General features: G+C 41.1%; 13 protein-coding genes. 3 read left to right on the top strand and 10 right to left on the bottom strand.

Going from position 1 to position 15,104, the window contains the following annotated elements:
* Nucleotides 1-11: 11 nt before the first annotated feature.
* The 3 genes from H7U01_RS06855 (at nt 12) to H7U01_RS06845 (ending at nt 3,937) form a co-directional block, all read left to right on the top strand.
* On the top strand, nt 12-1,355 hold the full coding sequence (locus H7U01_RS06855) for an alanine/glycine:cation symporter family protein (protein WP_080612016.1): 1,344 nt from the start codon (nt 12-14) through the stop codon (nt 1,353-1,355).
* A gap of 126 nt (nt 1,356-1,481) precedes the next feature.
* Entirely contained in the window at nt 1,482-2,852 is a 1,371-nt protein-coding gene (gene mnmE, locus H7U01_RS06850) for a tRNA uridine-5-carboxymethylaminomethyl(34) synthesis GTPase MnmE (RefSeq protein ID WP_002890978.1), read from the top strand.
* A 143-nt stretch (nt 2,853-2,995) separates the two neighbouring features.
* Nucleotides 2,996-3,937, top strand: a complete 942-nt coding sequence (locus tag H7U01_RS06845) for an AraC family transcriptional regulator (RefSeq protein ID WP_201041365.1) — start codon at nt 2,996-2,998, stop codon at nt 3,935-3,937.
* Nucleotides 3,938-3,972: 35 nt separating this feature from the next.
* Here H7U01_RS06845 and nt5e read toward each other — a convergent pair whose 3' ends face one another.
* From nt5e to H7U01_RS06795, 10 genes are all read right to left on the bottom strand, one after another.
* Nucleotides 3,973-6,219, bottom strand: a complete 2,247-nt coding sequence (gene nt5e, locus H7U01_RS06840) for a cell surface ecto-5'-nucleotidase Nt5e (RefSeq protein WP_201041332.1) — start codon at nt 6,217-6,219, stop codon at nt 3,973-3,975.
* A 110-nt stretch (nt 6,220-6,329) separates the two neighbouring features.
* Entirely contained in the window at nt 6,330-6,983 is a 654-nt protein-coding gene (locus H7U01_RS06835; RefSeq protein WP_002890981.1) for an amino acid ABC transporter permease, read from the bottom strand.
* A gap of 58 nt (nt 6,984-7,041) precedes the next feature.
* Entirely contained in the window at nt 7,042-7,890 is an 849-nt protein-coding gene (locus tag H7U01_RS06830; RefSeq protein WP_049553698.1) for a transporter substrate-binding domain-containing protein, read from the bottom strand.
* A 109-nt stretch (nt 7,891-7,999) separates the two neighbouring features.
* Entirely contained in the window at nt 8,000-9,451 is a 1,452-nt protein-coding gene (locus H7U01_RS06825) for an amidase (RefSeq protein ID WP_201041364.1), read from the bottom strand.
* A gap of 83 nt (nt 9,452-9,534) precedes the next feature.
* Nucleotides 9,535-10,164: an orotate phosphoribosyltransferase gene (pyrE, locus tag H7U01_RS06820; RefSeq protein WP_004182503.1), complete on the bottom strand. Its 630-nt coding sequence runs from the start codon at nt 10,162-10,164 to the stop codon at nt 9,535-9,537.
* Nucleotides 10,165-10,251: 87 nt separating this feature from the next.
* Nucleotides 10,252-10,947: an orotidine-5'-phosphate decarboxylase gene (pyrF, locus tag H7U01_RS06815; protein ID WP_201041331.1), complete on the bottom strand. Its 696-nt coding sequence runs from the start codon at nt 10,945-10,947 to the stop codon at nt 10,252-10,254.
* A gap of 235 nt (nt 10,948-11,182) precedes the next feature.
* Complete coding sequence (locus tag H7U01_RS06810) at nt 11,183-12,139, bottom strand: dihydroorotate dehydrogenase (RefSeq protein ID WP_201041330.1); 957 nt, start codon at nt 12,137-12,139, stop codon at nt 11,183-11,185.
* A gap of 9 nt (nt 12,140-12,148) precedes the next feature.
* Nucleotides 12,149-12,922, bottom strand: a complete 774-nt coding sequence (locus H7U01_RS06805; protein WP_070438571.1) for a dihydroorotate dehydrogenase electron transfer subunit — start codon at nt 12,920-12,922, stop codon at nt 12,149-12,151.
* A gap of 339 nt (nt 12,923-13,261) precedes the next feature.
* Entirely contained in the window at nt 13,262-13,810 is a 549-nt protein-coding gene (locus H7U01_RS06800; RefSeq protein WP_201041329.1) for a DJ-1 family glyoxalase III, read from the bottom strand.
* Between the two features lie 132 nt (nt 13,811-13,942).
* Nucleotides 13,943-14,743: a TraX family protein gene (locus H7U01_RS06795; RefSeq protein WP_201041328.1), complete on the bottom strand. Its 801-nt coding sequence runs from the start codon at nt 14,741-14,743 to the stop codon at nt 13,943-13,945.
* Between the last annotated feature and the right edge of the window lie 361 nt (nt 14,744-15,104).

Here is a 15,104-nt window from a genome sequence, read left to right as displayed (position 1 = left end):
TTGTTACATTTATGTTAGACTTTTTTACTACCATTGATGATTTTGTCTGGGGTCCACCCCTTTTGGTCCTTCTTGTAGGAACTGGGATTTACCTAACGCTTCGTCTTGGACTTTTGCAAGTTCTTCGTCTTCCTAAAGCTTTTAAACTTATCTTTGCTGAAGATAAAGGGGAAGGTGATATTTCTAGTTTTGCAGCCCTTGCGACAGCTCTTGCTGCAACTGTTGGTACAGGTAACATTGTTGGGGTAGCTACAGCCATCAAAACTGGTGGACCTGGTGCCCTTTTCTGGATGTGGATTGCCGCTTTCTTTGGTATGGCAACCAAATATTCCGAAGGTCTTTTGGCTATTAAATTCCGTACACTTGACGACCAAGGTAATGTTTCTGGTGGTCCAATGTATTACATCACACACGGTTTCTCTGGGAAATGGCAAACAATTGCTAAACCTTTGGCCTACTTCTTTGCCTTTGCAGGTGTCCTAGTTGCATGGTTGGGGATTGGTACTTTCTCTCAAGTTAACTCAATCACCGCCTCACTTCAAAACAGCTTTGACTGGTCACCAAAAATCGTAAGTATCTTACTTGCTCTTATAACTGCTGCCATCATTTTTGGTGGTATCCAATCTATCTCTAAAGTTTCTGAAAAGGTCGTACCATTTATGGCTGGACTTTATATCCTAGCAGCTCTTGTGGTTATCTTTACTAACTTTAATCAGCTTCTTCCAGTCCTTGAAATGGTCTTCCAATCTGCCTTTACTGGTAAAGCAGCCGTTGGTGGTTTTGCTGGTGCAACAGTCATGGTCGCTATGCGTCTTGGTATTGCGCGTGGTGTCTTCTCAAATGAGTCAGGTCTTGGATCAGCTCCTATCGCTGCCGCTGCCGCTAAGACCGAAGAACCTGTTGAACAAGGTTTGATTTCGATGACAGGTACTTTCATTGATACGATTATCATCTGTACACTTACAGGTCTTGCTATCCTTGTAACTGGTCAATGGTCAGGTAGCCTAGAAGGTGCCCCAATGACACAAGCCGCCTTCTCTTCTGTTTTTGGTACATTTGGTGAAATTGCTTTAACACTTTCTTTAGTTCTCTTTGCCTTTACAACAATCTTGGGTTGGTCTTACTACGGTGAACGTTGTTTCGAATTCATTTTCAAATCAACTAAATTCCTTCCACTCTACCGCCTCATTTTTGTGGTTATGGTTGCTCTTGGTGGTTACCTCACACTTGATGTTGTTTGGAAAATTGCGGATATCGTAAACGGCTTGATGGCATTGCCTAACTTGATTGCCCTCCTAGTCCTTTCACCAAACATCATTAAAGAAACCAAATTATACTTTGAACGCCATAAATAAAGAAAAGAGCTCAGGCTCTTTTTTCTTGGCTTTATCAGCACCAATCCTTGCGACTACTGCTCTTTTGCGTTACAATGAAATTAAATCATTTTAAAACTTATACAGAAAAAATCCAAAGGAATAACTATGTCAATTACCAAAGAATTTGATACGATTACTGCCATTTCAACGCCCTTAGGTGAAGGTGCTATCGGTATCGTTCGCTTATCTGGGACCGATGCTATCGCCATTGCTAATAAAGTTTTCAAAGGAAAAAATCTAGAATCAGTTACTTCACATACTATCAATTACGGCCATATTGTCGAAAATGAGGAAACCATTGATGAAGTCATGGTAAGTGTTATGCGTGCACCAAAGACCTTTACGCGTGAGGATGTCGTGGAGATCAACACTCACGGTGGGGTTGCTGTGACTAATGAAATCCTCCAACTCCTTATTCGTTCTGGAGCTCGTATGGCTGAACCTGGAGAATTCACCAAACGTGCCTTTTTGAATGGTCGTGTGGACTTGACTCAGGCCGAAGCTGTTATGGATTTGATTCGTGCTAAAACTGATAAGGCTATGGCCGTTGCCGTCTCTCAACTTGATGGGTCGCTCAAGGATCTCATTAACAACACTCGCCAAGAAATCCTTAACACCTTGGCTCAAGTCGAAGTGAATATTGATTACCCAGAATATGATGATGTTGAAGAAGTCACCACAGCTCTTGTCCGTGAAAAAACGCAAGAGTTCCAAGCACTTTTAGAAAATCTTCTTGCCACTGCTAAACGAGGAAAAATCCTACGAGAAGGCCTTTCAACGGCAATCATTGGTCGTCCAAATGTCGGAAAATCTAGTCTTCTTAACAATCTCCTACGCGAGGAGAAAGCTATCGTAACAGACATTGAAGGTACCACCCGTGATGTCATTGAAGAATACGTTAATATCAAGGGTGTTCCACTTAAGTTAATCGATACTGCTGGTATCCGTGACACAGATGATGTGGTTGAAAAGATTGGTGTTGAGCGTTCTAAGAAAGCTCTCGAAGAGGCTGACCTGGTTCTCCTTGTGCTTAATAGCTCCGAACCGTTAACAGAGCAAGACCGTACATTACTAGAAATCAGTAAAAATAGCAATCGCATCATTCTTCTAAATAAGACAGACCTACCACAGGCAATCCAAATGGAAGAGCTTCCCGAAGATATCATTCCAATTTCGGTCCTCAAGAATGAAAATATTGACAAAATCGAAGATCGCATCAATCAGCTCTTCTTTGATAATGCTGGCCTAGTGGAGAAAGATGCTACTTATCTCTCAAATGCCCGTCACATTTCACTCATTGAAAAAGCTCTCGAAAGTCTTGAAGCAGTCAATCAAGGTCTTGAATTAGGAATGCCTGTTGACCTCTTACAGGTTGATATGACACGTACCTGGGAAGTTTTAGGAGAAATTACTGGTGACGCCGCCCCAGATGAACTCATTACACAACTCTTTAGTCAGTTCTGTCTAGGAAAATAAACATAACTAAATTTATGTAAAAAGGATGCTTAGTCATCTTTTTATTTTACATACATAACTCCAGAAATAAAATTATGTAAATAAAAAACTACCAATACTATAAAGACGATTGACTCATGCTTTTTAAGAAAGAAAATGCTATCATGGTATTATTCTATGATTTTGAAAGGTTAATCATGAGTCAAGTAGCTACTGATACTGATTTTAAACATTTGATAGATTTTGATGATAATCTGCTTCCTTTTCGACTGGAGGAAACTATGGTCGAAAATGGACGCCCTGATATTCTATTTCATTGGCATCCTGAGCTTGAAATACAGTACGTTTATGAGGGGACAGCTCGCTATCATATTGATTATGACTATTTTGACAGTCAGGCTGGAGATATTTTTTTGATATGTCCTAATGAGCTTCATTCGATTCATCCCATAGATAATCAGTCTCATCATACTGATACCCTTCATTTTCATTTGGATATGTTGGGACAGTCTCTGGTGGATCTGCTTAGTCTCCGTTATCTTCAGCCCTTACAGAATTCCAATTTTAAGTTTAAACAATGTCTAAGACCATCAGACGAGGGGTATACGGAAATTAAAGCACTTCTCTTCGAGATTTTTAAGATGATTCGTCAGAAAGATCGTCACTATGAACTTCTTCTCAAGTCAAAGTTGGAAGAATTAATCTACCTCCTCTACTTCTATCGTTTGGTAAAGCGAAAAACTTCTGATGATCATTATCGAAAAAATGATAAAATTCGTGAAATCATTGATTACATCAATCAACATTATGCTGAAAATCTCACGATTGAAAAGTTGTCAGAGCTCATGGGATATAGTAAGACTCACTTTATGACGATTTTTAAGCAACAAACTGGTACCTCTTGTACCGAATTTATCAATCAAGCAAGACTTAATGCTGCTTGCGAAGAGCTCCGTAATAGTGTTAAACCAGTTTTGGAAATTGCTACTGATGTTGGTTTTAACAATTTATCAAATTTCAACCGTCAATTTAAACACTATTACGACCAAACACCAAGCCAGTATCGAAAAACACATAGCAACAACAAGAAAACAAAAAAGAGTTAGCCAAATGGTTAACTCTTTTTTTATCTGCAAACTTCTTAGTATTTCTCTTTACCTTTGTGTTTTCCACTAAGTCCAAAGAGAGTTAGCAACATACCAAGTCCGAGGAGTCCAGCGTGTGAGGCCTTGTCACCTGTTGTAGGAAGAACTTCAGTTTGAGCAGAAGCTTCTGCCACTTTTTCTGTTTCTTTAAGTGCTTCGTTTCTTGTTGAAACGAAGAATACTTTACCATTAGGTGTCGTTACTACTTTAGATACAACTGGTTTAGTTGTTTTAAGGTCTTCAGCAAGGCTAGATGGCGTAACAGGACTCAATGGATTAAGTGTAGGGTCTTCTGCATTTTCTTTTTTGTTCAAGGCAGCAAAATCAGCACTTGAAATAGAAATGGTACGTGAGTTTGGATTGATAACTGCATACTTAGATAGGTCTGCATGTGTCAAGTAATCCGCAAAGACGGTATCCATTGAAGGACCTTCTTCACGAGGACCACCAAGCATTGTGTAGCCATCACCACCAGCAGCTAAGAAGTCATTCGTTACAAGGTAGTAAGTTTCATTAGAGTTGAGTGGTTTATAGGTACCAGTTTCTGGATCAAAAATGTCAATTGATAAGATACGTTTTTCTGCTGGAAGTGTTGTGTCATAATAAACACGAGCTCCTGATACTTGAAGGAAACCGCCAGATGGTTCAAGAAGAGGTTGACCATTTTCATCTAGAACAGTTTTACCACTTTCGTCAACTTGGAGAATAGAACCAAGAGATTTGACAAACATATCATGGATATTTTGACCTGTCACTTGAATTTGAGCAACTGAGTTACCAAATGGAAGAACGGCAATGATATCACCTTTAGTGATTGGTTTGTCTTTGGCAATTGTTTCACGAAGACCACCACCGTTTGTTACGGCAAGGTTAGACTTGTGTGTGAAGGCTGATTGTCCGTAATCTAAGAGAGAATCAGCGACAACATTACCAAGGTTAGTTTCGCGAACACGAACATCCATACGGTCACCACTAAGTTTAACTGGACTATTTTCGATAACTACTTTCGAAGAATCTGCCTTGTACTTAGCTTGGATGTCATCAATCATAGTTTTAACTGTTGGGTTAACTTGATAATTCTTCTTAGCTTCGTCGTGTGAAATCACGCCATGTGACAAGATACGGTCAGAATTATAAACGACGCGGCCGACATTGTTAAGGTAGCTACCAGTTTGGTTGTAAGTGACATTATCGCCGTATGTCGCTGTGTGAAGAGTGTGTGAGTGACCATCAAGGACAAGAACACGTTTTCCTTTCAAAGGTGCATAGTTTGAAAGAGCTTCTGCCAATGTTGATCCACGCCATTCAACTGGAGTTGTTGTATCTATACCCAAGTGACTAAGGACAATATAAGTCTTGTATTCCTTACCTTCAGCACGAGCATTTGATTCCACTTGGTCAACAACAGCTTTAACCTCAGTAATAGGATCGGTGAAAGAGACACCAGTGATATTACGTGGGTGTGTCTTAGTAGCTGTCTCAGGTGTAGTAACACCAATAACAACTACTTCATCTCCATCAACACCAGGTGTTTTATCAACGATTGTAGATGGTTGGAAAAGACGTACGCCGTCCACATAAACGTTAGATGTGATGATTGGGAAATTGGTTTGTTTGCTCAAACGACGCAATTGGTCAAGACCAAAGTCGAACTCATGGTTCCCCACTGTCATGGCATCAAAACCAACAGCATTCATGACGCTTGCCATGTCCTCACCCTTAGAGCTGTTTGAGATTGGAAGACCTTGGAATGAGTCCCCAGAGTCAAAGACAAGGGTTGTTCCTTTTGAACGAGAATCATTGACGATACCAGACAAAAGGGCATCACCAATAACTCCGTTACGATCATCTTCAACCATACGACCATGAACATCGTTGGTGTGAAGAACAGTTACAGTGTCGTTGCTGGCACTTGTGCTAGCATTTGTCACGACTTCTGTTGTAGGAGTTGCGGCTGCAGTTGCTGTTTCACTGGTTGTGGTAACTGGTGTCTCGCTTGTTTCAGCTGTAGAAGCAGTAACAACTGATGTTGAACTAGCTACTGGAGCTGCAGACTCGCTTGATGCAGTTGTTGCTACAGTAGATGTCGCATTGGTAGTTGCCTCTGTAGCTACTACTTCAGTGCTTGGTGCTTTTACAGCTGCATGAGTTTCTACCTCGTCAGCTTGGACAGCATTAGCCAAGATGGCAGTTGAGACGAGTAGGGTTGATAGTGTCGTTGCAACGACTGTTTTCTTCTTCATTCCAAAAGACCTTTCTGATTTTTAAATCGCTTTTATTATACCACATTTATAAGATTAGAATTAAATAAATTTCAATATTTTATTAGATATTCAAACAATTTTTTCAAAAATCAATAGGTAGCTAAACGTTTTTCAAGATAGCCTTCAAGCAGTTCTAAAGTAAAGCTCAAAGTCCAGTAAATAAGGGCGATTAGGATATACATAGACATGTAGTCATACTCACGCCCACCGATAATCTTAGCATTTTGGAAAATGTCAGGCACTGTAATCATAGCAGCCAATGAGGAACTCTTAACCATATCAATAATAACATTACCAAGAGGGGCTACTGCTATACGCATAGCCTGAGGTAAGATAATCCGACGGATAATAGACTTCTGAGGAAGACCAAGAGAGCGAGCTGCTTCCCACTGCCCCTTATCTACGGCAACTATGGATGAACGGAAAATCTCTGCCATATAAGCGGCACTAACACAGGAGAAGCCAATAAAGGCACAAAGAAGGGCAGGTAGCTGAACACCAACATAAGGCAAACCAAAGTAAAGAATGAAGAGCACGACCAACATAGGAACCCCACGCATGATGGAGATATAAATGCGGGCTGGATACTTTAACCAAGGCTTTTGAGACATTCGCATAAAGGCAAGGATGATAGCAAAAACATTCCCAACCATAAAGCTTAAAAGCGAGATTCCTAAGGTATAAGGCAGACCTGATAGGACATAAGGAATGCTTTTTAGGATCAGTGAAAAATCAATAATCATAAGTCTAACTTTCTAAACATTTCTTTAGCAAATAAGCGATCCAATTGGATCGCTTATATTATTCAACATCAGAGATATCAATCTCAGTATAGTCAACTTTTGTTTTCTTTGTAACATCTTGACCAGCAAAGAATTTCTCTGAAATCTTGGTAAGGGTACCATCTTTCTTCATGTCTTTGATGGCTTTGTTGACCTTTTCTTGAAGGGTTTTATTCTTCAATGAGAAAGTAAAGCTTGTTGAGTAAGGGTTACTGTAGATACCGTCGTTGATCTTAACTGGGTACTTGTCTTTGATAGCGGCTACTGCCATCTTTTGCAAATAGTAATCGTTGACGATAACGTCTGTACGCCCATTTACCAAGTCTTGCATGTAAACGTCATTAGTAACATTATCATATACGACGAGTTCGGCACCCATTTTTTTGGCAATCTTCATGTACTTAGTACTTGCAGCACCAGCTGCTTTCTTGCCTTTGAGGTCCTTCCATGAAGAAATTCCTGAGTTATCTGATTCACGAACTACCATTGAAGTGAATGAATACTTATATGGTTCAGAACGCAAGAATTTTTTAACATTCTTGTTGTCGTCTTCGAGTGAGTAGTTAGCGATATCGACTTGACCACTATTTACAGCGGTAAGCATGCCATCCACGCCCATCTCCGTAAAGTCAATTTTCAACTTAAGACGTTTTCCAACTTCTTTGAGAATCTCAACGTCATAACCAGTCAAATTATTCTTATCATCGTGGTAGGTTTGTGGGTAAAGTGTTCCAGCAGTCGCAACCTTGATGCTACCACGTTTCTCAATCTTTTCCCAGTTCTTCTCACCTGTACTTTGTGACGAGCAAGCAACCAAAAAGACCGCAGCCAAAATTAAGCTAAAAACGGCGAAAAATCTCTTTTTCATCTATGTGTGTCTCCTTAAAACAAATAATAAAGTTAAGTTAAAAACTTATAATCTTAGACTACACTATTTGAAAGGGTTTTACAAAAAATTGAACCGAGAATGAGTATAGCTAGCTAAAAACCGAACCTTCTTCCGTTTGTTGGGCCAAGTGTAAGAGGAGGTCCTCTCTTCCCTTCGCAGCTGTCAGTTGAACACCAATGGACAGCCCTTGCCCATCACGATAGACAGGTAAAGAAATCGATGGTTGTCCCGTCAGGTTAGCTTGTTGGGTGAAAGGGGTCCAATCTAAACTATCCGCAAACATATCCCAAATAAGTTCTTGTTGTTTTGGCCAATCAAACTCAGACATATGCTTGAGTTGGTTCTGTAGGCTTTCAGAGAGGGCAAACTGCCCATGCTTAGGTGCCACATCCGCAACTGTAGGAGTCAGAAGAATATCGTAAGCTTCATGAAAGACTGCCATCTGATGGCTATACTGGTCCCACTGAGTTAGGACTTTAGAGTAAACTTTGGCAGGAATCTTTTGGCCAGATTGGAAAATAGCCCAAGTCATTAACTCCATATCTTCAAGCGTCATCTGACGTCCCAAACCAGCCTCTATACCATCAAACATGGCAGCCGTCTCTACACTATTCATGATGTAGTAAGACTGCATAGCTTCAATCCCATTCAAGGGCTGATGGGTGATTTCATGGACATGATGTCCTAGACTTTCTAATGCTCTAGCAGCCTTTTTTGTCGCCGCAATAGCAGATTCTGATACCTTACCACCGATAGGAGATACAGTCAAAAAAGCAATCTTCAAAGGTCTGACTGGTTGTCCTAAAGAATCTTTGTCAAGTTTGGGCAAGATAAAGGGACTTTCCATCTGACACGTCTGCATATGATAAAGCAAGCGTTTTGTATCACGAACAGTCTTAGTCAAAGCAAACTGGACAGAGGCTCCCTGCCATCCACGAAACGAACCAGGACCGACAGGAATTCGTCCTCTAGTAGGCTTGAGACCGATTAGGCCGTTAAAGGAAGCTGGAATTCGAATAGAGCCCCCACCGTCACTAGCTGGGGCCAAAGGAGAAAGGCCAGAGCTCACAATAGCAGCCGCACCGCCACTTGAGCCACCAGCATTACGCCTCACATCATCAGGTAGATTGACAGGACCATGAATCTGAGCATCACTGATATTTTTGAAGCCAAACTCAGGAGTGCTAGAACGCCCTAAAATAATAAAGCCCAATTCCTCAAGTTTCTTAACATAGTTATCCGTTTCCTTAGCCCGATAACTTGTAAATAGGCGAGAACCCGCTGTTGACGGCTCACCAGCTTGCTCCTGACCTAAATCCTTTAGGAAAATTGGGACACCAGCAAAAGGTTTATCTGAAAAGTCTCTAGTTTCTGCTTCTTCTAAAGCTTTCTCGTAACGTTGACTGACGATAGCATTGATTTTAGTATTTGTCCTCTCCGCTTCACTTATAGTATCCTTTACTAGTTCTCGGGGACTGACCGTCTTATTTTGCACGGCTTCAGCCATTGTAGTTGCATCTGACCACTCATTAATTGTCATCATATACTCTCCCTGCTTATCTTTTCCTAAATTATACTAAAAAAAGCGAAACGCCTAAAACGTTCCGCCTTAAATCTTGATAATTAGTCTTGCCAAGTTTCTTGATTTTCTTTGAATTTCTTCAAAAGTTGAAGTCCGTCAGCTGTGATGTAACCTTGAACTTTAGCGACTTTAATTAACTCAGTGTAGTTTGAAAGAGTAACCAATTTCACACCAGCATCCGCAAAGTTTTTCTCAGCTTTTGGCAATTCGTAAGTAAAGATAGCCACAACACCGATAACATCAGCCCCTTCACGCTCTGCAGCTGCTACAGCATCAAGTACTGAACCACCAGTTGAAATCAAGTCTTCAACAACAACCATTTTTTCGCCTTTAACCACACGACCTTCGATTTGGTTACCAGCACCGTGATCTTTTGGTTTGCTACGGATGTAGGCAAATGGAAGGTTCATCTTGTCAGCGATAATCGCACCATGAGGAATACCAGCAGTTGCAGTACCTGCAATCACTTCTACTTCAGGAAATTCTTCCTTAATTTTTTCCACAAAACCATTTTCGATAAGTGTACGAGTTTCTGGATAAGACAAAGTAATACGGTTGTCTGTGTAGATTGGTGATTTGATTCCTGATGCCCATGTAAATGGTTCTTCAGGTTTAAGGTAAACAGCCTTGATATCAAGCAAGTCAGATGCGATTTGTGATGCTAATGTCATAATTATTATCCTCCGTAAAGCGTTTTCTACTCTTTATTATAACCTAATTCCATCTATTTTCCTATGAAATAAGGTCTTTTTGAAAATTTATTGACCGATCCATTGAGCCTTGATGTCTTGATAAGCTGCTACTGGATTATCAGCTTGTGTAATTGGACGACCAACAACAATGTAATCTGAACCAATTTGACGGGCATCGGCAGGTGTCATGACACGTTTTTGGTCACCAGCCGCTGCTCCTGCTGGACGAATACCAGGTGTCAAACAAACGAAGTCTTCATTTGTTGCGTCTTTGATTTTTGCGACTTCGTGTGCTGAGCAAACAACACCATCAAGACCTGCTTCAGAAGTCTTCTTAGCATAATGAACCACTGATTCTTGAAGTGTAGTTTGGATATTTTGAAAATCATGCATCTGCTCTTCAGAGGTAGAGGTCAACTGAGTTACAGCAATCAAGATTGGACCATCACCCAAGCCCTCACGTGCAGCCTTCATCATTTCCACACCACCAGCCGCATGCACATTTGTCATATCAACACCAAGGTTAGACAAAACACGCATTGCAGATTTGACAGTATTTGGAATATCGTGAAGCTTAAGGTCAAGGAAAACACTATGGCCAAGATCTTTAACATAGCGAACAATCTCTGGACCAGCCGCATAGTAAAGTTCCATACCAATCTTCACATAGAGCTTTTCATCAGCAGGAAACTTAGCAAGGAATGCCTTCACATCCTCAAAAGTCGGGAAATCAAGGGCAATAACAGGACGATTTTCTCTCATTTCTTATATCCTTTCATACAAAAAACCTCCGCCAGTCAGCGAAGGTTGCACGAAAACAGGGCAGTCCCTACCCTTTAGTGATGCCGTAGCATCTCAGTACACCTTTCTCGCCTCTCTGGACTCGATTAAAGGTTCAGTTCAATTTGTTCTATTATAGCGCTTTTATAAGGGAATGTCAAAGGGGGATGAAAGTAATTATACCTTTGTTAAACTCCTTAAAAATGCTATTTTTATTCTATTTCCCCAACAAGTCTGTTCGAACTTCCTTACGCAAGTCTTCAAGTGTTGTGATACCGTACTTGTCCATGACTTCAGGGAGACGGTCAATGATTTTAGGGCAGGCATAGGGATCTGCGAAGTTGGCTGTTCCGACACCGATGGCTGAGGCACCAGCGATAAACATTTCGATAGCGGCTTCGGCACTGTCGACACCCCCCATACCGATGATTGGAAGGTCTGACGCTAGAGCAACTTGGCGGATAAGTTTAAGGGCTACTGGAAAGACAGCTGGCCCTGACATACCACCTTGACCGTTGGCAATGATAGGTTTGCGAGTCGCCAAGTCATAGCGTGTTCCGACCAAGGTGTTAATCATGGTAAAACCTGTCGCACCGGCATCTTCGACTGCTTTAGCGACACTTGTAATATCAGCCACGCTTGGTGTCAGTTTGACATAGACGGGCACATCAGAGTGAGAAACGCTGGCTTTTACTGCCGCATAGGCAAGCTCTGGGACTTGTCCGATGAGGAGGCCGTTATTGCCATGGTCCACGTTTGGACACGAGATATTAAGCTCGATAGCCTTGACGTTGCTGGCTTTGGAAATCTTATGAGACACTTCTGCATATTCTTCGTTTGAAAATCCAGCCACATTGGCAATGATTGGTAGCTCAGGATAATGCTCCTGCAACCAAGGAAGTTTTTCAGACAAGACAGCATCAACACCTGGATTTTGCAGTCCAATGGCATTAAGCATGCCTGATGGTGTCTCAGCCACACGGGGTGTTGGATTACCGAAGCGTGGGTTGGCAGTCGTTGCCTTAATCATGATAGAACCTAGTTTGTCCAAATCATAATACTTGGCATACTCTTGACCAAAACCAAAGCAACCTGAGGCTGGGATAATAGGATTTTTCAAGTCAAGCCCTGGAAGGCTAATAGCTAAACGATTTTCTGATTTAGTCTCTGACATGGTAACCTCCTAGACGATGACTTTTCCAGTAGGGAAGACTGGCCCTTCCTCGCAAACACGAAGATTTTTAGCATCCGACTCCCCTTTAACGTGAACCACACAGGCATAGCAAGCACCCATACCACAAGCCATGCGAGCTTCCATAGAAACATAGGCATGAGGATGATTTTCAAACTTGCTGTCGACATATTTAAGCATGCCTGGAGCTCCACAACTGTAAACGGCATCTGGGGTCCAGTCGAAACCATCAATAACTGTCGAAACGTAACCCTTGATACCGTATGAACCGTCATCAGTGGTCACATAAACATCACCACAAGCTCTGAGCTTGTCCTCCAAGATGACGGCATCCTTATTGGCAAAACCAATTACCGATACAACTTCAACACCTTTAGCCTTCAACTGCTTAGCCGTCTCAACCAAAGGTGGCACACCGATACCTCCACCAACAAGGAGGGCTTTCTGCCCAGCATCGACAACGGAAATATCAAAACCATTTCCCTGAGGGCCCATAGTATCAATGGTTTGACCAGCTACCATCTTAGACAGAATGGCTGTTCCCTCACGCTCCACACGATAGACAATGGTTGCCTCTTTCTTGTCGTAGTCAATCTCTGAAATGGAAATCGGACGACGAAGGAGCTTACTTGGGTCTGGCACCTTGAGGTGGACGAACTGCCCAACCTGCATATCTGCAACCATCTCTCCCTGAAGCACCATCTCGAAAATACGAGGTGCAATCTCACGCTGACTTACAATGGTTAAATCTTCAACTAAAATCATGACAACCCTTTCTAAACTGCAAACTGTCATCAAAAAAACCTCGCCACATGGCAAGGTCGCACAAAAAATCACAGGAGAACCCTGTTTTTTCACCTGTCCGACCTTTCAAGCCTCTCTGGACTCATTTAAAGGTTATTTTGTGATTATTATAACCGTTTTCAAGATGGATGTCAAAGGAGAAAAGAAAAAACCAAAGCTTATAAAATTAAGCTAAGGTCTCTCCAGCCTATAACTAGGTCCTCTGTTAGATACGTTCTCTATCATCTCATAGGGGTAAATAAATTGTCAACATTCCTAACAAGAGGTGCTAGAGTTCTTGAACAAGAGCCCTAAAAAACATTATTTAAACAATCTGTCGTAAACCATAGTATGAGCCAACTGCTGACCATCGCCACCCAACAAATCAACCAAGGCATAAGCAAAAGCTAATGCTGTTCCGGCACCACGGCTAGTGACAATATTGCCATCCACGACAACTAAGTCAGTTTGATGCTCGCCAGATGCAATTTGTTCCTCTACGCCAGGGAAACATGTGAATTTACGCCCTTCAAGAAGACCAGCACGTTCGAGAACAATTGGTGCAGCACAAATGGCAGCAACGTATTTTCCAGCTTTTGCAGCCTCTTGAAGAGAGGCAATCAAAGTTTCGTTGTCGCGTAGATTAGTTGATCCAGGCATACCTCCAGGAAGGACCACCAAGTCATAATCCGCAAAATTGCCATCAAATACGCCATCCATCGCAACTTGAATCCCATGTGAGCCAGTCACTGACCCATTTTCAAGTCCAAGCATGCTACAGTCAAATCCTGCTCGGCGGAAGACATCCACTGGGCTCAAGGCTTCGATTTCTTCAAATCCGTCCGCAAATACTACTGCTACTTTTGTCATGATATACCTCCAATTTACTTATCGCATGATTCTATTACGCCTTAAATTATAGCAGTTTTAGAAGCAGGAAACAAACTATAAAAACGGACTTTCAGCATGAAAAAAGACAGCACAAGAACTGTCTTTGTCATTTTATCTAAACAAACTTGCTAGGATCCACAAGAGATAAATATGGGTTGGGTAGAAAATATAGAAGAAATTCTTATTACCACTACCACGCTCACCATTATAGAAATACATAGGAATCGCAGCAAAAACCATCATCCACTGCACACCTGTCGGGTCAAAAAGATGGGCAATCACTGAAATAACAGCTAAAACAATGATTTGAGCGATGCGATTGGTTCGGAAGATATAGAATAGCAAACCAAGAATAACCATCACAAAGCCACCCTCAACCATGATAATACTTGGAACTAGTGACAAGATAAAGGCAACAATCTGCACGAGGAGTGGGTTCGCATGTGGCGTTTCAAATATGTCTGCAAGAATCACAACTGGAATAGATGAAAGAATTGGCAAGAGAAAGACACCAATCCCTTGAATTAACTCCTTGTTCGATTTATCGCGAAGCCCCTTAGCCAACAAATCCCAAGAACATATAAAAATCCCTGTAATAAAGAAGGTTGAGAAGGCATTATTGGTTAAACCTATACTACCATTATGAAAAATACTACCAATGATGGCGTTGCCAACGATCATAAACCAACTCATGTAAAGCAGACGCCTAAGAAACGCCATACGATCGTGTGTATAGTGAAAACTATCAGCAGCAAGAAAGAGGAAAATTGGGAAAGCCAGACGTCCCAGCATCGTCAACCATATAGGTGCCCACATACTCCCGAACATCTGATAGATTTGGTCCAAAAACATAAGTGCAACAGCTAGGTATTTTAAATTAGTCGCATTGCATATCTTTTTTATATCGTTCATTTAATGCTCCTTTAATTTTCAGCATATTAAATGATACCACAAGTCAGATATAAATTCAAAGGTATTCATGGAAAGAGATTAAGGTATTTCGAGGAGGTGGTAGTATCAAATCCATATCAAGTTTAAAATTCGACTTCTACTCAAATTAGAGGCTCATTTACCTAAACAGTCTTTTACAAAAGGTTTCATAAGCTTAGTTTTAAGTCAATTGATTTTGGAAGATTATTTTTTCAATTTCAATTCTTATTAGTTCTTTTTCATAAATCCCCAACATTAAACTATCGTCATTATTCAGTTCATTTTCAATTTCATTTAAATATGTATCCAATGTAAATTTATTTTCTTTTAGATAACTTAATAA

Source organism: Streptococcus sp. 21.1 (assembly GCF_016648635.1).
Taxonomy (GTDB): Bacteria; Bacillota; Bacilli; order Lactobacillales; family Streptococcaceae; genus Streptococcus.
The sequence above is the reverse complement of the archived record's forward strand: the minus strand, read 5'-3'. Positions and strand labels throughout refer to the sequence as shown.

What these genes read in the sequence shown, in the direction of transcription:
- H7U01_RS06855 (WP_080612016.1), top strand. Translation starts at nt 12, where the DNA reads ATGTTAGACTTTTTTACTACCATTGATGATTTTGTCTGGGGTCCACCC.
- H7U01_RS06845 (WP_201041365.1), top strand. Translation starts at nt 2,996, where the DNA reads ATGGTATTATTCTATGATTTTGAAAGGTTAATCATGAGTCAAGTAGCT.
- H7U01_RS06800 (WP_201041329.1), bottom strand. Translation starts at nt 13,810, where the DNA reads ATGACAAAAGTAGCAGTAGTATTTGCGGACGGATTTGAAGAAATCGAA.
- pyrF (WP_201041331.1), bottom strand. Translation starts at nt 10,947, where the DNA reads ATGAGAGAAAATCGTCCTGTTATTGCCCTTGATTTCCCGACTTTTGAG.
- pyrE (WP_004182503.1), bottom strand. Translation starts at nt 10,164, where the DNA reads ATGACATTAGCATCACAAATCGCATCTGACTTGCTTGATATCAAGGCT.
- H7U01_RS06805 (WP_070438571.1), bottom strand. Translation starts at nt 12,922, where the DNA reads ATGATTTTAGTTGAAGATTTAACCATTGTAAGTCAGCGTGAGATTGCA.
- H7U01_RS06835 (WP_002890981.1), bottom strand. Translation starts at nt 6,983, where the DNA reads ATGATTATTGATTTTTCACTGATCCTAAAAAGCATTCCTTATGTCCTA.
- H7U01_RS06830 (WP_049553698.1), bottom strand. Translation starts at nt 7,890, where the DNA reads ATGAAAAAGAGATTTTTCGCCGTTTTTAGCTTAATTTTGGCTGCGGTC.
- nt5e (WP_201041332.1), bottom strand. Translation starts at nt 6,219, where the DNA reads ATGAAGAAGAAAACAGTCGTTGCAACGACACTATCAACCCTACTCGTC.
- H7U01_RS06795 (WP_201041328.1), bottom strand. Translation starts at nt 14,743, where the DNA reads ATGAACGATATAAAAAAGATATGCAATGCGACTAATTTAAAATACCTA.
- H7U01_RS06810 (WP_201041330.1), bottom strand. Translation starts at nt 12,139, where the DNA reads ATGTCAGAGACTAAATCAGAAAATCGTTTAGCTATTAGCCTTCCAGGG.
- H7U01_RS06825 (WP_201041364.1), bottom strand. Translation starts at nt 9,451, where the DNA reads ATGACAATTAATGAGTGGTCAGATGCAACTACAATGGCTGAAGCCGTG.
- mnmE (WP_002890978.1), top strand. Translation starts at nt 1,482, where the DNA reads ATGTCAATTACCAAAGAATTTGATACGATTACTGCCATTTCAACGCCC.